Source organism: Pseudomonas sp. R3-52-08, from assembly GCF_003851745.1.
In the GTDB taxonomy this organism is placed as follows: domain Bacteria; phylum Pseudomonadota; class Gammaproteobacteria; order Pseudomonadales; family Pseudomonadaceae; genus Aquipseudomonas.
In genome coordinates, this window is the sequence record NZ_CP027730.1 from 2,677,017 (window position 1) to 2,698,057 (window position 21,041).

Consider the following 21,041-nt stretch of genomic DNA (forward strand, 5'->3'; position numbering starts at 1 on the left):
ACCAACCGGTTATAAAACAGCCCATCGTCCACCGAGAAGCGACAATGAACCCTTTCGAAGACATGCGCCTGTTCTGCCAGGTCATGGAATCCGGCAGTTTCACCGCCGCCGCCGAGCAACTGGGCCTGTCCAAGCAGTTTGTCAGCCGCCGCCTGATCCAGCTCGAGGATCGCCTCGGCGTGCGCCTGCTCAACCGCTCCACGCGTCGCCTGGATGTCACGCCTCTGGGCCAGAGTTACTACGAATCCGCCTTGCGCCTGCTCAGTGATGTGGAGCAAGTGGAGCAGGGCATTGCCGGTCAGAACAGCGAACCGCGCGGCACCATTCGCCTCAGCGCGCCGTTGTCGTTTGCCATGGCGCATTTGGGTTGCCTGTTGCCGCTGTTCTTGCAGCGCTATCCCGAGGTGGCGGTGGAAGTCGACCTCAGCGACCGCCCGGTGGACCTGATAGGTGAAGGCTACGACCTGGTGCTGCGCATCGGCACCCTGGAAGATTCCACCTTGATCGCCCGTCGCATCGCCAGCATCCCACGGGTCTACTGCGCCAGCCCCGACTACCTGGCCCTGCGCGGCACACCGCAAAAGCCCGATGACCTCGCCGCCCACGATTGCCTGCCCTACGGCCACGGCCGCCACGTGCAATGGCGCTTCAAGGGCAAGCTGCAAGCGCTGAACGTGAGCGGGCGCATGCGCGTCAATAACGGCGATCTGCTGCGTGACACCGCGATTGCCGGCCTGGGCGTGACCTACCTGCCGACCTTTATCGTCGGCGACGCGTTGAAGGACGGCCGCCTGGTCAGCGTACTGGACGAGTTCGCCCCCGAAGCCCTGACCTTGTCGGCGGTTTACCCCCAACATCGGCAGAGTTCGCGGCCGGTGCAGGCGTTGGTCGAGTTCCTGCGCGAACGCCTGGCTAGCGGCTGCTGAACAACTGACGGATCAGGCTGGGCGTGCTGCCGGTCCAGCGCTTGAACGCGCGCCGAAAGTTCGCCGCATCGTTGAAGTTCAGATACGCGGCGACTTCATCGTTGCTCAAGCCTTTGACCTGATACAGGTGCAACGCCATGTGCTTGCGTACCCGGTCCACCTGTTGCTGAAAGCCGGTGTCGTGCTTGTGCAGCTTGCGCTTGAGGGTCGCCGGGCTCATGGCGAAGGCCAGTGCGGCCTGTTCCAGGCTCGGCGGCTGGCGTACGTGCTCGCGCAGGTAGTCATGGAGGCAGTCGAGGAAGCTGGCGGCAAAGCCCAACTGGTCGATCTGCTCGCGGGCGTGCTGGCGCGCCACCTGGCCTGCCGTGGCCGAGGCACCGGGCCAGGCGCGGGTCAGGTACTCGCGCGGCAGGCACATCATGTCCAACGGACGTTCGAAGCGCGTGTGTTCGCCCAGGTGCACCCAGTATTGCTCCACATAGCGCGGCTCGGCGTAGCTGAAACCGCACACCCACGGCAGGCGCTGGCCGCTGAGCCATTGGCTCATGGCCACCAGCGAGGTCATGCTCGCCTCCAGCACAAAGCGCCAGTGCTCGCCGGCGCCGCAACTGTCCCGCCAGTACAGGTAGGCATGGTGCTCATCCAGCTCCAGGTGCAGGGTGACCAGCGGGTTGAGCAGCACCTGTTGCTGGATCAGGATCTCCAGCGCCTGGTGCAGATTCTGCGCATGCCCGAGGGCATGGCTGGCCGCGCCGTAGTGGCCGGGCAGCAGGCGTTGGCCAAACAGGAAACTGCTGTCATCGGCGTCCAGCAGTTTGCGGCTGTTGCCGATCACGTCGAGGAACTGCCGGGGGCTCAAGCGCGCGTTGCCGGCCAGGATGTCTTCGTGGAACAGCCCGGTGCCGCGCAGCAGGCGATGGCTGTCGATGTCTCGGGACAAGGCCAGGTCGATCAACGTGGCGGGCTGGTAATGGCCGGGAATGAAGCGGCTGTCGCTTTCATACCAGCTGGCTTTCACGGCCATCTCAGGCGCTTTTCGCAAGGGGTTGCTTGGCCCGCGCCAGCGCCAGGTTCAGGCGCCTGAGCAGATCGTGGGGCGGCTCGTCCAGGGCCATTACCACCGCCGTGGTCGCCGCCAGTTGCAGGCGTTCGCCCTGCAGCCGGGTTTTGTGCGCCAGGCTCTGCACCGCTTGCTGCAACTCCAGCGCCAACCCCTGGGCCTGGCGCTCGCCGGTGTTGGCCAGCAGCACCACAAAGCGGTCGCCGGCCAGGCGGCACAGCAGGTCCTGGCGGCGCAGGTTGAGCAACAGCACATGGCTGACCGCCTGCAGTACCGCATCGCCCTCGGCATGCCCGTAGGCCTGGTTGATGGCGGCGAAGTGGTCCAGGTCCAGGGCCAGCAGCGACAGCGGTTGCTGCTGGTCGCGGCTGTCGTGCAGGCTGCTTTCGAGCTGGCGCTTGAGATAGTCGGCACCGGCCAGGGGCGTGAGTTTGTCGAACAGCCGATGCTCGCGGAACAGGCGCTCACGCTTTTCCATCTGTGCACTGATCGCCAGTTGTTCGCGGTGCCAGTGGTAGATGCCGATCGTCAGCAGGATCATGCCCACCGGCATCGGCCCCGACTCCAGCCAGTGGTCCCAGGTGATGCTGTCGGGCAGGCGAATGAACTCGTCGAGGCTGTCGATCCACCAGGAAAAGAAGATGCACGACAGGCCCAGTGCCAAGTAGTTGGTGACTCGCCCGGCGGGGCGGCTTTTCAGCACCAGGCCCAGCCATATCAACGCGAGCAGCGCCGAACCGCCTTCACCGACGATATCCAGCCACACCCACTCACTGAGGCTTTTGAGCTCGCCGCAGGCCAGGTGCAGGATCAGCCCGAGGTTGGCAGCGATCAGCAGCAGGGCGAGCTTCCAGCGATGGGGTTTGAGCACGCAGAACATGGGGGCGGGTCCTTGGCTGATCAATCGTGGGCGCCAGCACAGCAGATGCATGTGACGGTTGGATGACGGTGGAGGAGGGTCGGATCAGCTCACGTCAAAGGGCGATGAAAATCAAAATGTGGGAGGGGGCTTGCCCCCGATAGCGGTGCATCAGTCACAGCTATTGGGGCTGACAAACTGCTATCGGGGGCAAGCCCCCTCTCACAGCGGATCTTCACAGGTCATATCAGCTCATTTGCACCAGCAGTACCGCGCTGAACCCCGGTTTACGGGCCTTCACACCGACGCCTGTCACAGAACCGTCATCCCCCACCCCTAGCTTGCCCTTCCAGTTGCCGGGCCCCTTGCCTGGCGCCAACGGATTCTTGGGGAGGGTTTCATGTACAAGCGCACCGGGCTCGTCAGCTTTACGCTTACCGCCTTGGCCCTGGCGATCACCTGCGAGCGGCTCAATGCTGCCGAGACCGAGCATGTCGAGGTGGTCGGCCAGGCCGCCGCCATCGGCAGCGCCCTCAAGGAACAGCGCAGCTCCGACAGCATCAAGAGCGTGGTGCATGCCGACGGTGTGGCGCAGTTGCCGGACGAGAACGTCGCCGAAGCGGTGCAGCGGCTGCCGGGAGTCAGTGTGGAGCGCGACCAGGGCGAAGGCCGGTTCGTCAGCGTGCGCGGCCTGGGCCCGGACCTCAACAGCGTGACCATCAACGGCACCCTGGTGCCGTCGCCCGAGAGCGAGCGCCGCGCCGTGGCCCTCGACGTACTGCCCTCGGAACTGGTGCAGTCGCTGTCGGTGATCAAGACCCTCACGCCGGACATGGACGCCAACTCCCTCGGCGGCACCGTCGACGTGAAAAGCCTGTCGGCGTTCGACCACAAGGGCCTGTTCTATACCGGCAGCACCGAGGCCAGCTATGACAAGAACACCGCCCAGACCAGCCCGAAATTCTCCGGCGCCGCCAGCAACCGTTTCAGCCTCGGCGACGGTGTCGACAACTTCGGCGTGGCCGCGGCCCTCAGTTGGCAGCAGCGTGATTTCGGCTCGGACAACGTCGAGACCGGCGGCGCCTGGGATTTCAGCAACGGCGCCAGGCTCAACGAGTTCGAACAGCGCGACTATGACATCCGCCGCGAACGCGCCGGTGGCGGGCTGAACTTCGACTACAAGCCCGATGACCTGAGCAGCTACTACCTGCGCACCCTCTACAGTCGCTACAAGGACACCGAAACCCGCAACGCCGCCAGCCTCGAATTCGCAGGCCCCCAGGCGCCCGGCGAACTGGGCGAAGCCGAGGGTAAGCGCAAGCTGAAGAACCGCGAAGAGACCCAGCAAATCCAGTCCTACGTGTTCGGCGGCGAACGCATGCTTGGCCTCTGGACCTTGAGCGGCCAGGCCGGCTACAGCCGCTCCAGTGAAGACAGCCCGGCGCATATTGCCGGGGCCACGTTCGACGGCGGTGACTTTGCCGACAGCGGCTTCTACGACACGGCCAAGCCACGCCCGATCATTGGCAACAGCTTCTACGACCCCGGCAGTTTCACTCTCGACAAGGTCGACTGGGAAAAACAGCACACCCAGGACACCGAGAAAAACCTGCGCCTGGACCTGGCCCGCGACTATGACCTGAGTGGCTACGCCTCCCAGTTCAAGTTCGGCGGCAAGGTCAGTCGGCGCCACAAGGACAACGACCTGGAGGCCTGGGTCTACAAGGACCTGGATGAACAGGGCTTGACTGACGAACAGCTCAACCTCAGCCAATTCCAGAAGGGTAATGTCGACTACCGTCTCGGCCGCTTCGGGCCGGGCATCAGCGCGGGTAACATCCGCCAACTGATCGGCGGCCTCAACCGCGATGACTTCTACGACCCCACCGAATCCCGGGTCAACGACTTCACCATCCATGAAGACATCAACGCCGGCTACCTGATGAACACCGTCGATATCGACGACTGGCGCTTCATCGCCGGGATGCGCTACGAGGGCACCGAGTTCGAGGCCAAGGGCACCGGCGCCACGGACGGCCAGTTCAGCGCCACCGAGACCAAGCGCCGTTATCACCACTGGCTACCGGGCCTGCATGCGCGCTACCAGATCGACAAGAACACCCAGGTGCGCGCTGCCTGGACCAAATCCGTGGTGCGCCCGACCTTCGGCCAACTGGCCCCCGGTTTCGTGATCGACGATGACGAGGCCACCTTCGGCAACCCGGACCTCAAGCCCCTGGAATCGAGCAACCTGGACCTGGGCATCGAACACTTCATGGGCCGCGCCGGTACCGTGTCGGCCTTCGTGTTCTACAAGGACATCCAGAACTTCGTCTACAACACCGACGTCGCCGGCACCTGGGCCAACTTCGCCGAGGCGCACACCTTCGCCAACGGCGACAGCGCCAAGCTGTATGGCCTGGAACTGGCGTACTCGCAAAAGCTCGACTGGCTGCCCGCGCCATGGAACGGCCTGCTGATCGGCGCTAACAGCACTTTCAGCCGCTCCAGCGCGGATATCGAGGGCTTCGACAGCGCCAGTGGCGGTAACCGCAAGCGCAACATCAGCCTGCCCAACCAGTCGGACACCGTCGGCAACCTGATGCTGGGCTGGGAGGACGACAGGCTCAGCCTGCGCGTTTCGGCCAACTACAAGTCGGCCTACCTGTACGAGCTGGCGTCGATCAACGACAAGGCCCACGACCTGCATGTGGATGCGCAGACCTTCGTCGATTTCAGCGCGCGCTATTCGCTGAGCAAAAACCTGCAAGTCAGCTTCGAGGCGCAGAACCTCACGGATGAGTCGTACTTCGTCTACACCGGCCACCGCAGCTACAACGGCCAGTACGAGGAGTACGGGCCTACTTACAAGCTGGGCCTGACCTTCACTCATTTCTAACCTACGCCTTGGTCGAAATGTGGGAGGGGGCTTGCTCCCGATAGCGGTGTGTCTGGCAGCACATGCATTGACTGAGCCACCGCTATCGGGAGCAAGCCCCCTCCCACATTGGATCTTCATCGTATTTAAAGGATTTGTTTGTCCATGAGAATTTGCAAGCTGTTGCTGTTGATGGCGCTGTCAGGCCAGGTGTTCGCCGTTGACCTGGCCCTGGCTCCCTGGGCGCCGGGCCTGAATGCTGAAGCTGTCGCCTTCCTGCCCAACGGCACCCAACGCCTCGCCGCCAGCACCCGCGACGGCCTGTTACTGCTTGACGAACACGGCGTCGAGCTGGCCCGATTCAAGGGTCATTTCAGCAGCCTCGACACGCGCACCGTCGGCACTCAAACGCTGGTCGCCAGCCTCGACAACGATCGCCAGCAGGCCTTGCTGATCAGCCTGGACAACGCCGGCAAAACCTGGGGCAAACCTTTGTACCTGCCGACCCGCGATTACCCAGTGAATGGCCTGTGCCTGTACCGCGATTCGGCGGCCAACCTGTTTGTGTTCCTGGTGGGCGAGGAGGGCAAGGGCGAGCAATGGTTGGTGGGCAACGCCGCGACGCTGCTGGCCCAGGCGCAGCGTGTACGCGGGCTGCCGCTGCCGCCATCGGCGCAGTTCTGCCAGGTGGACGATGCGGCCGCGCGCCTGGTGGTGAACGAGACCAATATCGGCTGGTGGGCCTACCCGGCGCACCCGGAAGCCGCGGTGAAACGCACGCCCGTTGCGCTGTTCGATGACCCCAGGCGCGAAGCCGGCGCCATGGCGCTGGTGCCGGGTGGAATGGTGGCCCTGGACCCGAAAACCGCGCAATTGCATCTGTTCCAGCAAACCGGCGAACGTTGGGTCGAGCAGTCGAGCCTGAGCTTGCCGGGCCTCAAGGAGCCGGAGCAAGTGGCGATCCACGGCCGGCAGTTGCTGGTGCGCGATGACGACAGCGGCCAGCTCTATCAGGGCCGCCTCGACTGGCAGGCCACGCCGGTGCCGGCTGCCCCGGTGCTGCCGCAGGTCGGCGCATTGCGCCAGACCGAACCCGTGAGCCGCCAGGGCGATGCGGCGGATGATCCGGCGATCTGGATTCACCCGCACACCCCCGCGAAAAGCCGTGTGCTGGGCACCAACAAAAAACAGGGCCTGCTGGCCTACGACCTCAACGGCAAGCTGTTGCAGGAACTGGCCGTGGGGCGCCTGAACAACGTCGACGTGCGCCCCAACTTCAAGCTTGGCGCACAGACCGTCGACCTCGCCGTCGCCAGCAATCGCGATCGCAACAGCCTGAGCCTGTTCAGCATTGACCGACAGAGCGGCGAGCTGCAGGCAGCCGGCGAAGTGCCGACGCCGCTCAAGGAAATCTACGGCATCTGCCTGTTCCAGCCCGCCAGCGGCGAGCTCTATGCCATCGCCAATGGCAAGGACGGCACCTTCCTGCAATACCGCCTGAGTGCGCCGGCCGGGCGTGTGCAAGGCGAGTTGGTGCGCCAGTTCAAGGTCGACAGCCAGCCGGAAGGCTGCGTGGCCGATGACCAACGCCAGCGCTTGTTTCTCGGGGAAGAAGACGTCGGCGTGTGGGCGGTGGATGCGCGTGCCGACCAGCCGGCCACCTTGACCAGCGTGATCAAGGTGGGTGCGCAGTTGCATGCGGACGTCGAGGGCCTGGCGCTGTATCAGAGCCCCGCGCGGGGTTACCTGGTGGTCTCCAGCCAGGGCAATGACAGCTACCTGGTGCTCGACGCCGAACCGCCGTTCGCCGTGCGAGGGGCGTTTCGCGTCGGTTTGAACGCCGCCGCCGGCATCGATGGCGCCTCGGAAACCGACGGCCTCGAGGCCACTGCCGTCAACCTGGGTGGGCCGTGGAGCCAAGGCATGCTGGTGGTGCAGGACGGGCGCAAGCGCATGCCCGAGCAAGCCCAGAATTTCAAGTTCGTGCCCTGGGACGAGGTGACCCGCGCATTGAAATTACCTTGAGCTGTCATCACCCAGTCACGCGTATTTAATCGAATAGGAGCTTCACCATGCATGCGACGATGGAACATATGACGATCTGGAGCTTGATCAGCGACGCCAGCCTGTTGGTCAAGGCGGTGATGATCACCTTGCTGTTGGCATCGGTGATCAGTTGGTACCTGATCATCCGGCGCGGCAGTGTGCTGCGGCGCCTGGAGCGGCAGTTGCACGCCTTCGTGGTGCGCTTTCGCGCCGCATCGGATCTGCAACTGCTGTATCGCGACGCTGTGCAGGCGGGTGAGGGCGGTGTGGCGCCGATTTTTATCGCCGGCCTGCAGGAATACCAGCACCTGCACCACCACGATCCCGCAGTGCTCGAAGGCGTGGAGCGCGCCTTGCAGGTGGCGATCACCGAGCAGGAGCTGGAGTTGGAAAAGGGCCTGCAATTTCTCGCGACAGTGGGCTCGGTCAGCCCCTACATCGGCCTGTTCGGCACGGTGTGGGGCATCATGAATTCGTTCCTCGGTTTGTCCCAGGTGCAACAGGCCACGTTATCGACGGTGGCGCCGGGCATCGCCGAAGCCTTGATTGCCACGGCCATCGGCCTGTTCGCGGCGATCCCGGCGGTGATCGCCTATAACCGCTTTGCCGCGCGCAGCCAAAGCCTGCTCACCCGTTACTACGCCTTCGGCAACGAACTGCAAGTGCGCCTGCACCGTGCCCTGCGCGGTACCCCGATCAACCTGGCCGTGGCCGCCTGAACAAGGAGCGAACCGATGTTGACCAGGCCGCAACGAAAGCACGGGCCCAAGGCCGAGATGAACGTGGTGCCTTACATCGACGTGATGCTGGTGCTGCTGGTGATCTTCATGGTCACCGCGCCCATGCTGACCCAGGGTGTGAAGATCGAGTTACCCAAGGTCGCCGCCGAGGCGCTGGCCACCGACACCCGCCAGCAGATCCTCACGCTGTCGGTGCAGGCGGACGGCGGTTACTACTGGAACCTGGGCGGCGAGCTCGACACCCGCAACCAGACCGACAGTGCCGTGAGCCTGGAAGAAATGGGCGCCAAGGTCATGCAGGTGGTGGCGGCGCGCAGCGACACCCAGGTGTATATCCGCGCGGACGACAACGCCGGGTACGGCCGCGTGGTGGCGGCCATGGCGGTGTTGCAGAAGGGCGGTGTCAGCAACCTGGGGCTGGTGACCGAGGCCCCGCAATGACGGCGATGATCATGCAAAGCCCGACACAGGCGCGGGCGCCACACAGCGACGGAATATGGCGCGTTAGCCTGGCGGCAGGCCTCGCCGTGGCGCTGCATGTGGCGGTAGTGGCGGCACTGATGCTGGGCTGGTCGCCGCAGACACCGCAGGTGGACGCGCCTCGGGTGATGCACACGCAACTGGTGATAATGCCGGCGCCTGAGCCTGTAGCGCCCGCATTGCCTGAGCCCGTTGCGGTCCCGGTCCCGGTACCGGCCAAACCGACGGTTGACCCGCAGATCCAGGCGCAAAAAATCGAGAAGGCCGCCCTGGCGCGCAAACGGGTCGAAGCGCAGAAAATCGAGCAGCAACAGCAGCGCCTGGCCACCGAGCAACGCAATCGGGAGCTGGAACAGCAACGCCTGAACCAAGAGCGTGTAGCGTCCGAGAAAGCCCAAGTTGCTGTACCGGCACCCACTCCGGCGTTCGACAGCCGCCAATATCAGCCCTTGAGCAAGGAAGCGCCGGACTACCCGGAGCGCGCACTGGACAAAAATATTGAAGGCGACTGTTCTGTGGAATACACCGTCAATACCCAGGGCCGCGTGGAAAATCCCAAGGTGCTGGACGGCTGTCACCCGTTGTTTATCCGGCCTTCACTGGCGGCGGCGAATACCTTTCGCTATCAGCCCAGGGTCGTCGACGGCCAGCCAGTCGCCGTGCCGGCGGTGCGCAACACCTTCCACTACCGCATCAAATAATGGCTGACACCGAATCAATGTGGGAGGGGGCTTGCTCCCGATGGCGGTGTGTCAGTCTCTATATCAATGACTGACACACCGCTATCGGGAGCAAGCCCCCTCCCACATTTAAACGGCGTCAGGCGTTAGCGAGATTTGCCAATTCGATGCCCGAAACATAGCGCTCCAGATTGGCCAGAAACGTATCGGCAATCTCATTGCGGCTATTGGTCGAAATCGCCGACGTATGCGGCGACAACCGTACCCTCGGATGGCTGTACAACGGATGCCCATCCGGCAACGGCTCCGGCTCGGTCACGTCCAGTGACGCCAGGCCGATCTGGCCGTTATCCAGCGCTTCCAACAATGCTTTTTGATCCAGCAACCCACCGCGCGCGATATTGATCAGGTGCAGCCCCGGTTTGGCGCTGCCCAGCACGTCATGGTTGATGATGTGCCTTGTGGCCTCGGTCAGCGGTGCTGCCACCACCAGGTGGTCGGCACGGGCGAACAGGTCGTGGATGTCCTTGGCAGCTTCTACACCCACGCCAAACGGTGTCAGGCTCTGCCGCAACGCGACGACATTGATGCCCAGGGCCAGGGCTTTCTGCGCCAGGCTTTGACCAATCGCGCCGAAGCCGAGGATGCCCAGGGTGGTGCCCTTGAGTGGGCGCAGGGCGGTGAATTGCCATTGCGCGTCTTTCACCCAAATGTCCGGCAAATGCTTGGACGCGGCAAAGATCGCCGCCAGGGCGAACTCGGCGAGGTTGTCGGCGGCGCTGCCCCGTGAGGTGGTGACGGGAGGGCCGTTGAACAGCCAATGCGGGTAGAAGTCGATGCCCGATGACACCAGGTGCACCCATCGCGCGCCGTACGGCCAGCCCGGTGGTGGCGTGTCCGGTGCAGTGTAGCCGCGCACGTTGATAGGGCGCAGCAGCAGGATATTCGCCTGGGGCGGCAGGTCGCTCGGTACGCCGGCGGGTACGCCGATCACCTGGGCGTGGGGGTGCCGCGTGGCCAGACGTGCGCGGATTACGTCGTTGTAGTCCTCGTCCAACTGGCTGGCAATAATCAGCTGACTCATGTGCGTTCCTTCTGGCGTTGGGCGAACACCGCTTTACCGACGCCTTGCAGCACGGCGTCGTTCTGCGGGGTGTGGACGCGACTGCACAGCACATCGCGGTAGTGCCGTTGCAGTGGGCTATGCCGTGACAGGCCGGGGTTGCCCGAGGCCTCGATAGCCAACTCGACCGCGCGGATAGCGTTGCCAGTCACCAGGTACTTCAATTGCGCTGCATTGGCGGCCGGCGTGTGGCCGTCGGCGGCGGCATCGAGCAGGCTGCGGTTGGCAAACAACAGGGTATCGATATGGCCGACGGTCTCCTGGAAACGCGGCAAGGTGGACAGCGCCGCGCCGAGATTCGACGGCTGGCGCTCTTCGAGCCAGTTAACCAGCCAGTCCCGCGCGGCCTGGGCCACGGCGTCGTACACCGAGGACAGCAGCACCGACATCCACAGCAGGCCCTCGCCATCCAGCTCCGGCTGCGGCGAGCTGCGCGGGCTGACGCTGACGGCGTGGTCCAGCGGCACCAGCACGTTGTCGAGCACAACTTCATGACTGCAGGTGGCGCGCATGCCCAGGTGATCCCAGGTATCGATGATGCTCACCCCGGGGCTGTCCTTGGGCACCAGCCAGGCGCCTACCAGCGGGTCGGCATCGTCGCTGCGCGCCCACACGCTGAACCAGCTCAGGCCATGGCTGCCGGTGGAGTAGATTTTGCGCCCGCTGATGCGCCAGCCGTCGGCGCTGCGTACGGCGGTGGTGGCCGGCAAGCCGCCACGGGCCGGCGTGCCCAGGTCCGGCTCGACGCGCAGGGCATTGATCAGCGCGCCATGGCGCACCGCGTCTTCGCCGACGCGCACACGCAAGTGCCGGGGCCAGGTCTTGCTGTCCTGCAAGCGGCTGTGCTGCAGGTATTGCATCACCAGGATCAGCGCGGTGGAGGGCTCGCCCTTGGCAATCGCGCTGATGGCCTTGCGCGCCAGGGGCAGGCTGGCACCGCCGCCGCCGAGGGCGCCGGGCACGGTGAGGGCGATCAGGCCATGTTCATGCAGCCGCTTGAAATTATCGTGGGGGAAGGCGCCGCTTTCATCATAAAGGTGGGCAGTGCTGGCCAGCTCGGCGCTGAGGCGTTCGAGCAGAATGTCGAAATCGACGGCCTCCACAGCGCGTAAAGATGATTGAGTCATGAGCATGTACTCGGTCAAAAATGTGGGAGGGGCTTGCTCCCGATAGCGGTGGTTCAGCCAGTGGATGTACCGCCTGACAGATTGCCATCGGGAGCAAGCCCCCTCCCACAGGGGATGGTGTCAGGCCAGGGCTTTTTCGGGGGCTTCAACCACGCTGTAGCGGTTGGCCGGCACCTCCAGTCCTAGGTTGTCGCGCAACGTCTGGCCGCTGTACTCGGTACGAAACAACCCTCGCTGCTGCAGCACCGGCACCACCAGTTCAGTGAAGTACTGCAAGCCGTCGGGCAGCACCGAGTTGATGATGAAGCCATCGCTGGCTCCCTCTTCGAACCAGCGCTGGATCGCATCGGCGACCTGCTGCGGCGTGCCGACGAAGTCGCGCTTGGGCCGCGAGAATCGCAGCGCCACTTCGCGCAGGGTCAGGCCTTCGTCCCTGGCCATTTGCTTGATGCGTTCGGAACCGCCTTTCTGGCTGTTGGCGCCCAGGTCGCCGAGTTCCGGGAACGGTGCGTCAAGCGGGTATTGGCTGAAGTCATGGTCGTTGAACGGACGGCCGAGGGCGACGATTGCATCTTCGACGGTGACCAGTTCCACCGCCTGCTGGTAACGGCTTTCCACTTCGGCGGCATCGCGCCCGACAATCGGGCGGATACCCGGCAGAATCGACAGGCTGTCGGGGTCACGCCCGAAGCCCTTGGCCCGGCGTTTCAAGTCGGCGGTATAGGCTTTGCCCTCGTCGACAGTCTCTACATGCACAAAGATCGCATCGGCATTCTGCGCGGCGAAGTTGCGCCCGTCTTCCGAGGTACCGGCCTGGAAAATCACCGGCTGGCCCTGGCGCGAACGCGCAATATTCAGCGGGCCCTTGACCGAGAAAAATTCGCCCTGGTGGTTAAGCGCATGCAACTTGTGCGGGGTGAAGAATTCGCCGCTGTGCTTGTTATAGGCAAAGGCGTCGTCTTCCCAGGAGTCCCACAGGCCCTTGACCACATTCAGGTGTTCCTTGGCGATGCGGTAGCGCACGGCGTGAGGCGGGTGTTCGGCTTTGCCGAAGTTATCGGCGGTGCCGCTCAGCCACGAAGTGACCACGTTCCAACCGGCGCGGCCACCGCTGATATGGTCCAGCGAGGCAAACTGGCGCGCCACCTGGTAGGGCTCGGTGTAGCTGACGGTCACGGTGGCAACCAGGCCGATGTGCGTGGTCAGCGCGGCCAGGGCCGACAGGATGGTCAGCGGTTCAAAACGGTTGAGGTAGTGCGGGCTGGATTTGGCGTGGATATGCAGGCTGTCGGCGATGAACACGAAGTCGAACCGGGCGGCTTCGGCCAGTTCGGTCTGCTGTTTGTAAAAGCCGAAATTCGTGCTGGCGTTGGGTTGCGCCTGCGGGTGGCGCCATTCGCCCCAACCGTGGCCGACGCCGTGAACCATGGCACCGAGTTTCAATTGACGTGGCTTGCTCATGTTCTGCTCCTTAGCGCGATGCTTGGGAATTGGGGGCACGCTGGGCGTTGAAGCTCTTGTCGAAGCCTTGCGACACGTCGATGTGCCGGCTCAACAGGCCTTCCTTCTGGTAGGTGTCGGCGGTGGCTTGCAGGCCGCTGATCACCGCGTCGTCAATCTGCACCGGGGACAGGTGGGTGTCCTTGGCCACTTCAATGTGCACCGCCAACGGCAGGCCGGTGATTTTGGCCTGGGCGGCGGCGTATTCGTCGGGGTGCTTGTTGGCCCAGGCGTAGGCCCGGTCGACGCGGGCGACAAAGTCATCCAGTTGCACGCGCTTGTCGGCAATGGCCTGGGCGGTGGCGGCGAAGTACAGGTGGTTGCTCAGCAGGTTCCTGCCGCTGACCAGCACCCGGGCGTTGCTTTGTGAGGTGACCACGGTGGTGTACGGGTCCCAGGTCGCCCAGGCATCGGCGGTGCCGTTATCCAGCACCAAGCGGGATTCGGCGGGCAGCAGGAAAATGAACTGCACATCCTTTGACGTCAGGCCGGCGCTGGCCAGGGCCTTGATCGCCAGGTAATGGCCGATGGAGCCGCGCCCGGTGACGATTTTCTTGCCCTTGAGGTCGGCTGCGGTCTTGATCGGTGAATCCTGGGGCACCAGCAACGCGGTGGTGTTACGCCCTTCGGCGTGGATGATGCTGATCACTTTGAGCGACGCACCGGCGCCGAGGGCGAACACATAGGGCGCATCGCCCAGGGCGCCGACATCCACCGCACCGGCATTCAGCGCTTCGCCCAGGGGCGAGGCCGAGGGGAATTCCGACCACTTGATCTCGTAGGGCACGTTTTTAGTTTCGCCAGAGGCTTCCAGCAGCGCCTTGATCGTCGACTTCTGGTTGGCCACGCGCAGGGGTTGCAGGTCGGCGGCGTGGGCATTGGCAAGCAGGCCGATCGCCAGGGCGCTGCCCAGCAGCAGGCGTGTGAGGTGGGTAGTGAACAGCATGGGACAGACTCCAGGCGTTGGGTAAAGGAAGGTACCTCCGCCTGGAGAAGGGGTCGGATATCCGGGAACGGTGCTGCGGTGGATCAGATCACGTAGAAGCCGTGGGTGCCGTCGCGGGCCAGTTGCTCGACCAGGCCGAATTCCCAATCCAGGTAGGCCTGCATGGCTTCCCGTGGGTTATCGGTGCCTTCATAGGGGCGGCGGTAGCGGTCGATACGCGGTGATGCCAGGTGCGTTTCGCCTTCCTCCAGCGGCAGTTGCGCGGCGATCCAAGTGGCGGTACCGCCCTCCAGCAGGAACACTTGTTTGCCGGTCAGGGCTTCGACTTCGGGCACCGCCAGGCGCGCCAACTGGCTGCTGCCGCAGGTCAATACGTAGCGCTGCGCGCGGGGCACCTTTGCCAGCGCCTCGGGCAGTTGCGCACGCACCGCCCACCAGGCACCGGGGATATGGCGCTTCACGTAATTGGCGCTGGCGGTGAAGTCCAGCACCAGCGTGTCGCCATGTTCGAGCCAGTCGGCGAGGGTGTGCGCGCTGATCAGTTCGGCCTGGGGTGGCGCGGGCACCGGCGCGACCCAGGCGCCGTGTTCGCTGAAATGCGCGGCGTGCACCTCGTCGAGCACGTAGACGTCCCAACCCAGTTGGGCGAGCCAGGAGGCTGACATATTGGCACGCACGCCGTCATCGTCCACCAGCACCAGGCGCGCGCCACGCACGCTGGCGACATGGTCGGTTTCCTGCACCAGTTGCCCGCCCGGTGTGGAGCGGGCGCCGGGCAGGTGGCCGGCCTCGAATTCTTCCGGGGTGCGTACATCGAACAGGTAGGTGGTGCGTGTCGCGTCCTGCTGCCAGCGTTGCAGATCATTGAGGGTGGCGCGGCCGACGCGGGCCTTGTCGGCCACGCCGCGGGCAGCTTGGGCGGCGATCTGGCGATGTTCCTCGCTGGTGGGCGCAAAGCGGCGTGCTTGACCATGGGCGAGTGTCTGCCCGGCCAGGGTCCAGCCGATGGTGCCGTTGCGCAGCGCAGACACCGGGTTGGCCACGCCGGCATTGATCAATGACTGGGTGCCGATAATGCTGCGGGTACGCCCGGCGCAGTTGACGATAATGCGCGTAGCCGGGTCTGGGGCCAGTTCACGGGCGCGCAGCACCAGTTCGGCGCCCGGCACGCTGATGCCGGTGGGGATGCTCATGGTCTGGTATTCATCGAAACGCCGGGCGTCGAGTACCACCACATCGGCCTGGCTCTCGAGCAGCGCCTGGACTTCCTCGGCCGCCAGGGACGGCGTGTGGCGCTGGCTTTCCACCAGTTCGCCAAAGGCCTTGCTCGGTACGTTGACGTCGATAAACAGCTCGCCACCGGCCTGGCGCCAACCCTCAAGCCCACCTTCCAACAGGCTGACCTGGGTGTAACCCAGCGCAACCAGGCGTTCGGCAGCACGCTCGGCCAGGCCTTCACCGTTGTCGTACAGCGTGACCTGGGTATCGCGACGTGGGATGCGCGCATACACCTCCAGTTCCAGCCTGGACAGGGCAATGTTCACGGCAAACAGCGGGTGGCCTTCGGCATAGGGCGCTTCCTCGCGCACGTCTACCAGGGCGACTTCCTCATGGTCCAACAGGGCCTGGCGAATCTGGGCGTAGGTGCGGGTCGATACGGTGCTCATAGGGCAGGGCTCTTTTCTTTGGACAGGTCCCAGATATTCGGGAGGTAGGCGTTGGAATAACCGGAGATAAACAGTTTCTCGCTGCCGTCGGGTTGATACACCGCCCGACGCACCGCGCCGATGTTGGCGCCGTACACATGAATGCTGATGGACACCTGGTCGTCGTGGGCATTGCTCACCTGATGGATATCACCGATCTTGGGCGACACCGCTTCGACCTGGCCCGGCAGCAGTTGCACCGGCGTGCCCTCGGCAACCAAGGCGCCATCAGGCGCCCGGGCAAAACCCTGGGAAAATTCCGCGCCGCGCAACATGCCGATCAGCCCCCACACCCGATGATCATGAATCGGCGTGCGTTGCCCCGGCCCCCACACAAAGCTGACGATGCTGAAACGCTGGCGCGAATCGGCATGCAGCAGAAATTGCTGGTAGCGCTCGGGGTCGGGTTGGGCGAATGCGTCCGGGAGCCAGTCATCATGGCTGACCAGTTGCGCCAGCAGCTTGCCGCCACGGTGCAGCAGGTCGCCCTCGCGCGGGTTGCCGTCGATCAGCTCAGCCAAGGCGCCGATAAAGGCGCGTAATCTCTCGGGGTGTCGGGCCTGGCTCATGAACATTCCATTCGCGGTAGTTGATGGGTTTATCTAAGCATAATGTTCGTTGTTAATATGCTATTTTTTAATGATTAGCTTATAGCTGTAAGTAATTTAGAATCGTCCTGTATAGCGTTAGACGTTATTGATCACAGCACGGGCTATCCAGACCGGGTGGCGCCAACTATGCTTGGCGCACATCTTAACGACTGTTCTCTATGTGCGGCCCAAATGAAAATTGACGATATCGATGCCTTTGTCGAAGTGATTCGTTGCCAGTCCATCAGCCATGCCGCCGAGTCGTTGCAGTTGACCCAGCCGGCCATCACCCGTCGCGTGCAGAACTTCGAGCAGGCGCTGGGGGTTGAGCTGTTCGACCGCAACACCAAACCACTCAAGCCAACGCGGATCGGCACCCGGGTGTATGAGCAATGCCGCTCGATCCTGCGCGAGATGGACGCGCTGCGCGAGCTGGTCGCCACCGACGCACCGCCCAGCGGCGTGCTGCGCCTGGGGGTGCCGCAGACCATCGGCGACGTGGTGCTGCTCGATGCGCTCAAGCACCTGCGCAGCGAGTACGCCGACCTGCGCGCCCAGGTGGCGACCGGCTGGGGCAGCCAGTTGGTCGGCAAGATCGAGCGCGGCGAGCTGGATGCGGCGGTGGCGTTATTCCCGGCGGGCAAGATTTTTCCGGACAACATCGTTGGTGAGTCGATCGGCAAGATGGACCTGGTGGTGGTGTGCGCCACGGCGCAACTGCCGAAAAAGCCGTGCAAGCTGGCCGACGTGTACCAGCACGGTTGGATCCTCAACCCAGACGGCTGCGGCTTCCGCGCCGGTCTGCAACGTACCCTGTCGGACCAGGGCCTGGCCTTGCGGGTCAACCTGGAAACCTTCGGCACCGAGTTGCAATTGGGGCTGGTGGCGGATGGGCTGGGCCTTGGCCTGGTGCCGCGCCCGTTGCTTGCGCGCAGTGCCCATCGCGAGCAACTGGCAGTGATGCCGCTGAAGGACTTCAAACCGGTGATGGATTTATGGCTGATCTATCCGCACTTTCTTGGCAACCTGCAAGGGCCGGTGGATGCGTTTGGTCAGTGGGTGGCCGATTCCCTGCATAAAATCCGCAACGCTGCCTGAATCCCTGTGGGAGGGGGCTTGCTCCCGATGGCGGAGTTTCAGTCAAATCATCTTTGACTGAAACTCCGCCATCGGGAGCAAGCCCCCTCCCACATTTGTTATGTGTTGATGTAGGATTTTATAAAAATTAATAATAATTAGCTTAGATTAAAATGTGCTTTTTATTATTTTTGCGCATCGCCTAGGCTGGCTTGGAAGTCCTTAAGGCCATCCAGGAAGTTTTGCCATGAGCAGCGTCACCTCGCTATCGAGCGTTTCCAGTACCGTCCGCCAACGCGTCACGCCAGAGGAATGGGAGGTGCGCGTCAAACTGGCCGCCGCCTATCGGCTGGCGGCCTTGTACAACTGGACCGACCATATCTACACGCATTTCTCCGCCCGTGTACCGGGCCCCGAGGAACATTTCCTGATCAACGCCTTCGGCCTGCTGTTCGATGAAATCAGTGCCTCCAACCTGGTCAAGGTCGACCTCGACGGCACCCTGGTCGATGACCCCACCGGCCTTGGCATCAACTACGCCGGCTACGTGATCCACAGTGCCATCCATGGCGCGCGCCACGACCTGCAGGCGGTGCTGCACACCCATACCCGCGACGGTATTGCGGTGTCCGCGCAGAAGGACGGGCTGTTACCGATCTCCCAGCATTCCATCGCGTTTTCCGGACGCGTGGCCTATCACGGCTACGAAGGCGTGGCCCTGGACCTGGACGAACGCGAGCGGCTGGTGGCGGACCTGGGTGACAAGAGCGTGATGATCCTGCGCAACCATGGGCTGTTGACCGCAGGCATCAGCGTGGAGCATGCATTCCAGCAGCTGCAGGGTTTGGAGCGCGCCTGCAACATCCAGATTGCGGCGCAGGCAGGCGGGAATGCACAGTTGATTTTTCCACCCGCAGAGGTGGTGGACAGGGTCGAGCAGCAAGCCAAGGTCTTCAGCAGCGGGGAAGGGCCTGGGGTGGCGCGGCATTGGAATGCGTTGATCCGGCAGTTGGAGCGTAGCGATACCGACTACAAGAATTGAGTCATCGCCGGTCCGGATGCAGCAGGGGAGCAAGCCCCCTGCGCATTGATAGGGTTACTCAGCCCGGTTGTGCTGGAGCTGTTGCTTGGCCAGTTTCACCACATTTTCCACAGTGAACCCGTACTTTTCCTGCAACTTCGCCAGCGGCGCCGATGCGCCAAAACTGTTCATCACCACTTTGGCGCCGGTCTGCCCGACGTAGCGGTCCCAGCCCAACGGGCCGGCCTGTTCAACCACCACGCGCGCCTTCACCGCCGGCGGTAACACGCTGTCGCGGTAGGCCTGGTCCTGGTCTTCGAACAGTTCCCAGCTGGGCATCGACACCACCTGCGCGGCAATGCCTTCGTCCGTGAGTTGTTCGTAGGCGGCGACCGCCAGGCTGACTTCACTGCCCGTGGCGATCAGGATCACTTCAGGCATGTCTGCGCCGGCCAGCACGTAGGCGCCCTTGGCCGCACCGGAGGCGGCGGCATAGCGGCTGCGATCCAGCGTCGGCAGCGGTTGGCGCGACAACACCACGCAGCTGGGTCGATCGGTCTGCGCCAGCGCCACCTTCCACAACTCCAGGGTTTCGTTCGCGTCCCCTGGGCGCAGGGTCAGCAGGCCTGGGGTGGCGCGCAGTTGGGTCAGGTGTTCGATGGGTTGATGCGTGGGGCCGTCTTCGCCGACGCCGATCGAGTCATGGGTAAACACGAAGACCACCGGCAACTCCATGATCGCCGCCAGGCGGATCGGCGGTTTCATGTAATCGCTGAACACCAGGAACGTCGAGGTGTACGGCCGCAGGTAGGACAGCGCCATGCCGTTGGCAATTGCGCCCATGGCGTGCTCGCGAATGCCGAAGTGCAGGTTGCGCCCGCTGTAGTCATCGGCACTGAAACGGCCGGCGCCGTCGAAGGTGAGGTTGGTCTTGGTCGAGGGCGACAAATCCGCCGAGCCGCCGAGCAACCAGGGGATGTGTTGGGCGAAGGCGTTCAGCACCTCGCCTCCGGATGCACGGCTGGCGACACCCTTGGCATCGGTCGCAAAGCGCGGCAGGTCGGCCTGCCAGTGCTCGGGCATTTCTCCGGCGCGCATGCGCTGCAGTTCATCGGCGCGTTGCGGGTCGAGGGATGACAAGGTCTGGTTCCACTCGGCATACAGCGGTTCGGCACGCTCATGCAGTGCGTCGTGCAACGTGGTGCGTGCTTCATCGGGCACCAGGAAACTGGAATCCTCTGGCCAGCCATACGCGGCTTTGGTCAGGCGAATTTCATCTTCGCCCAACGGCTCGCCATGGGCCGCAGCGGTGTTGTGTTTGTGCGGCGAGCCGTAGCCGATCACGCTGTCGACCACGATCAGGGTCGGCGCGCCGGTATTGGCCTTGAAGGTTTCCAGCGCCACGCTCAGGGCCTGCAGGTCATTGGCATCGGTGACGTGCACGGTGTGCCAGCCATATGCCTGGAAACGCTTGATCACATCTTCACTGAAGGCCAGCTCGGTGTGGCCCTCGATGCTGATGGTGTTGTTGTCGTAGATCCAGCACAGGTTATCCAGCCGCAAATGCCCGGCCATCGACGACGCTTCGCTGCTGATGCCTTCCATCATGTCGCCGTCACCGCACAGGGTGTAGACGTCGTAGTCGAACAGCACCTGGCCGTCGCGGTTGAACCGCTGGGCCAGCCAACGCTCGGCCATCGCCATGCCCACGCTGTTGGCGCAGCCCTGGCCCAGGGGGCCGGTGGTGGTTTCCACCCCGGTGGTCATGCGGTACTCGGGGTGGCCCGGGGTTTTGGAACCCATCTGCCGGAACTGCTTGATGTCGTCCAGGCTGACCGCCGGTTGCCCGGAGCGCTTGCCGTGGGCATCGATTTCCACCACGCCGGCCAGGTGCAGCAGCGAGTACAGCAGCATCGACGCATGCCCCACCGACAACACGAAGCGGTCGCGGTTGGGCCAGTCAGGATGCTCCGGGTGGTAGCGCAGGAAGCGACTCCACAGCGTGTAGCCCACCGGCGCCAGGCCCATGGGCGTGCCGGGGTGGCCCGAGTTGGCCTTCTGCACGGCATCCATGGCCAGGGTGCGGATCGTGTTGATGCATTGCGTGTCGGCAGCAGTGGCAGTGTGATTCATAAAACCGGTCTCCCTCGGGTGGCGATCTACAGTGGAGGGCAGGGCACGGCAAAGGTTTGATTCCATCGCCTGGGTTACGACGAACGGAGAGGGTTTGACCTTGAACATGACAAGACCCCTGGGAATGGGCTAGTTTCAAGAGGTAGGCC

Annotated in this window: 17 protein-coding genes; 8 read left to right on the forward strand and 9 right to left on the reverse strand. The window is 63.7% G+C overall.

Annotated elements, in window-relative coordinates; translation table 11 throughout:
* Positions 1–44: 44 nt before the first annotated feature.
* A complete protein-coding gene (locus C4J91_RS12295) occupies positions 45–926 on the forward strand; it encodes a LysR family transcriptional regulator (RefSeq protein WP_124362568.1) in 882 nt (293 codons plus the stop codon).
* Here C4J91_RS12295 and C4J91_RS12300 read toward each other — a convergent pair.
* Entirely contained in the window at positions 913–1,950 is a 1,038-nt protein-coding gene (locus tag C4J91_RS12300) for an AraC family transcriptional regulator (RefSeq protein WP_124362569.1), read from the reverse strand. The genes C4J91_RS12295 and C4J91_RS12300 overlap by 14 nt on opposite strands.
* Before the next feature lies 1 nt (position 1,951).
* Complete coding sequence (locus tag C4J91_RS12305) at positions 1,952–2,866, reverse strand: GGDEF domain-containing protein (protein WP_124362570.1); 915 nt, start codon at positions 2,864–2,866, stop codon at positions 1,952–1,954.
* Between the two features lie 379 nt (positions 2,867–3,245).
* Between C4J91_RS12305 and C4J91_RS12310 the strand changes: the two genes are divergently transcribed.
* The 5 genes from C4J91_RS12310 (at position 3,246) to C4J91_RS12330 (ending at position 9,690) form a co-directional block, all read left to right on the forward strand.
* Positions 3,246–5,744: a TonB-dependent receptor gene (locus tag C4J91_RS12310; protein ID WP_124362571.1), complete on the forward strand. Its 2,499-nt coding sequence runs from the start codon at positions 3,246–3,248 to the stop codon at positions 5,742–5,744.
* A 144-nt stretch (positions 5,745–5,888) separates the two neighbouring features.
* On the forward strand, positions 5,889–7,748 hold the full coding sequence (locus C4J91_RS12315; protein WP_124362572.1) for a phytase: 1,860 nt from the start codon (positions 5,889–5,891) through the stop codon (positions 7,746–7,748).
* 47 nt (positions 7,749–7,795) lie between these two features.
* A complete protein-coding gene (gene tolQ, locus C4J91_RS12320) occupies positions 7,796–8,488 on the forward strand; it encodes a protein TolQ (RefSeq protein ID WP_124362573.1) in 693 nt (230 codons plus the stop codon).
* A 15-nt stretch (positions 8,489–8,503) separates the two neighbouring features.
* The gene (gene tolR / locus C4J91_RS12325) at positions 8,504–8,950 is read left to right on the forward strand and encodes a protein TolR (RefSeq protein ID WP_124362574.1); all 447 of its coding nucleotides are present in this window, start codon (positions 8,504–8,506) and stop codon (positions 8,948–8,950) included.
* Positions 8,947–9,690, forward strand: a complete 744-nt coding sequence (locus C4J91_RS12330) for an energy transducer TonB (protein ID WP_124362575.1) — start codon at positions 8,947–8,949, stop codon at positions 9,688–9,690. The genes tolR and C4J91_RS12330 overlap by 4 nt, the downstream gene beginning before the upstream one ends.
* A gap of 118 nt (positions 9,691–9,808) precedes the next feature.
* Here the strand turns inward: C4J91_RS12330 and C4J91_RS12335 are convergent, their stop codons facing one another.
* The 6 genes from C4J91_RS12335 to C4J91_RS12360 form a co-directional block, all read right to left on the reverse strand.
* Positions 9,809–10,753: a D-isomer specific 2-hydroxyacid dehydrogenase family protein gene (locus tag C4J91_RS12335; protein WP_124362576.1), complete on the reverse strand. Its 945-nt coding sequence runs from the start codon at positions 10,751–10,753 to the stop codon at positions 9,809–9,811.
* A complete protein-coding gene (locus tag C4J91_RS12340; protein WP_124362577.1) occupies positions 10,750–11,919 on the reverse strand; it encodes an acyl-CoA dehydrogenase family protein in 1,170 nt (389 codons plus the stop codon). The genes C4J91_RS12335 and C4J91_RS12340 overlap by 4 nt, the downstream gene beginning before the upstream one ends.
* A gap of 120 nt (positions 11,920–12,039) precedes the next feature.
* A complete protein-coding gene (locus C4J91_RS12345) occupies positions 12,040–13,380 on the reverse strand; it encodes an LLM class flavin-dependent oxidoreductase (RefSeq protein WP_124362578.1) in 1,341 nt (446 codons plus the stop codon).
* Positions 13,381–13,390: 10 nt separating this feature from the next.
* On the reverse strand, positions 13,391–14,365 hold the full coding sequence (locus tag C4J91_RS12350; RefSeq protein ID WP_124362579.1) for an ABC transporter substrate-binding protein: 975 nt from the start codon (positions 14,363–14,365) through the stop codon (positions 13,391–13,393).
* An 83-nt stretch (positions 14,366–14,448) separates the two neighbouring features.
* Positions 14,449–16,032 (reverse strand): rhodanese homology domain-containing protein, encoded by a 1,584-nt coding sequence (locus C4J91_RS12355; protein ID WP_124362580.1) that lies wholly within the window; start codon positions 16,030–16,032, stop codon positions 14,449–14,451.
* The gene (locus tag C4J91_RS12360) at positions 16,029–16,640 is read right to left on the reverse strand and encodes a cysteine dioxygenase (RefSeq protein WP_124362581.1); all 612 of its coding nucleotides are present in this window, start codon (positions 16,638–16,640) and stop codon (positions 16,029–16,031) included. Before C4J91_RS12360 ends, C4J91_RS12355 begins: the two co-directional genes overlap by 4 nt.
* Before the next feature lie 213 nt (positions 16,641–16,853).
* On the opposite strand from C4J91_RS12360, the gene C4J91_RS12365 reads away from it, so the two are divergent.
* Both C4J91_RS12365 and C4J91_RS12370 read left to right on the forward strand, forming a co-directional pair.
* On the forward strand, positions 16,854–17,759 hold the full coding sequence (locus tag C4J91_RS12365) for a LysR family transcriptional regulator (RefSeq protein WP_124362582.1): 906 nt from the start codon (positions 16,854–16,856) through the stop codon (positions 17,757–17,759).
* 226 nt (positions 17,760–17,985) lie between these two features.
* The gene (locus tag C4J91_RS12370) at positions 17,986–18,780 is read left to right on the forward strand and encodes a class II aldolase/adducin family protein (protein ID WP_124362583.1); all 795 of its coding nucleotides are present in this window, start codon (positions 17,986–17,988) and stop codon (positions 18,778–18,780) included.
* 54 nt (positions 18,781–18,834) lie between these two features.
* On the opposite strand, the gene tkt is transcribed toward C4J91_RS12370, so the two are convergent.
* Positions 18,835–20,892, reverse strand: coding sequence for a transketolase (tkt, locus tag C4J91_RS12375; protein ID WP_124362584.1), 2,058 nt, complete (start codon positions 20,890–20,892; stop codon positions 18,835–18,837).
* Between the last annotated feature and the right edge of the window lie 149 nt (positions 20,893–21,041).

Bases quoted from the DNA above. Each gene is read 5' to 3' on its own strand.
- C4J91_RS12295 (WP_124362568.1), top strand. From the start codon at position 45: ATGAACCCTTTCGAAGACATGCGCCTGTTCTGCCAGGTCATGGAATCC.
- C4J91_RS12300 (WP_124362569.1), bottom strand. From the start codon at position 1,950: ATGGCCGTGAAAGCCAGCTGGTATGAAAGCGACAGCCGCTTCATTCCC.
- C4J91_RS12305 (WP_124362570.1), bottom strand. From the start codon at position 2,866: ATGTTCTGCGTGCTCAAACCCCATCGCTGGAAGCTCGCCCTGCTGCTG.
- C4J91_RS12310 (WP_124362571.1), top strand. From the start codon at position 3,246: ATGTACAAGCGCACCGGGCTCGTCAGCTTTACGCTTACCGCCTTGGCC.
- C4J91_RS12315 (WP_124362572.1), top strand. From the start codon at position 5,889: ATGAGAATTTGCAAGCTGTTGCTGTTGATGGCGCTGTCAGGCCAGGTG.
- tolQ (WP_124362573.1), top strand. From the start codon at position 7,796: ATGCATGCGACGATGGAACATATGACGATCTGGAGCTTGATCAGCGAC.
- tolR (WP_124362574.1), top strand. From the start codon at position 8,504: ATGTTGACCAGGCCGCAACGAAAGCACGGGCCCAAGGCCGAGATGAAC.
- C4J91_RS12330 (WP_124362575.1), top strand. From the start codon at position 8,947: ATGACGGCGATGATCATGCAAAGCCCGACACAGGCGCGGGCGCCACAC.
- C4J91_RS12335 (WP_124362576.1), bottom strand. From the start codon at position 10,753: ATGAGTCAGCTGATTATTGCCAGCCAGTTGGACGAGGACTACAACGAC.
- C4J91_RS12340 (WP_124362577.1), bottom strand. From the start codon at position 11,919: ATGACTCAATCATCTTTACGCGCTGTGGAGGCCGTCGATTTCGACATT.
- C4J91_RS12345 (WP_124362578.1), bottom strand. From the start codon at position 13,380: ATGAGCAAGCCACGTCAATTGAAACTCGGTGCCATGGTTCACGGCGTC.
- C4J91_RS12350 (WP_124362579.1), bottom strand. From the start codon at position 14,365: ATGCTGTTCACTACCCACCTCACACGCCTGCTGCTGGGCAGCGCCCTG.
- C4J91_RS12355 (WP_124362580.1), bottom strand. From the start codon at position 16,032: ATGAGCACCGTATCGACCCGCACCTACGCCCAGATTCGCCAGGCCCTG.
- C4J91_RS12360 (WP_124362581.1), bottom strand. From the start codon at position 16,640: ATGAGCCAGGCCCGACACCCCGAGAGATTACGCGCCTTTATCGGCGCC.
- C4J91_RS12365 (WP_124362582.1), top strand. From the start codon at position 16,854: ATGAAAATTGACGATATCGATGCCTTTGTCGAAGTGATTCGTTGCCAG.
- C4J91_RS12370 (WP_124362583.1), top strand. From the start codon at position 17,986: ATGAGCAGCGTCACCTCGCTATCGAGCGTTTCCAGTACCGTCCGCCAA.
- tkt (WP_124362584.1), bottom strand. From the start codon at position 20,892: ATGAATCACACTGCCACTGCTGCCGACACGCAATGCATCAACACGATC.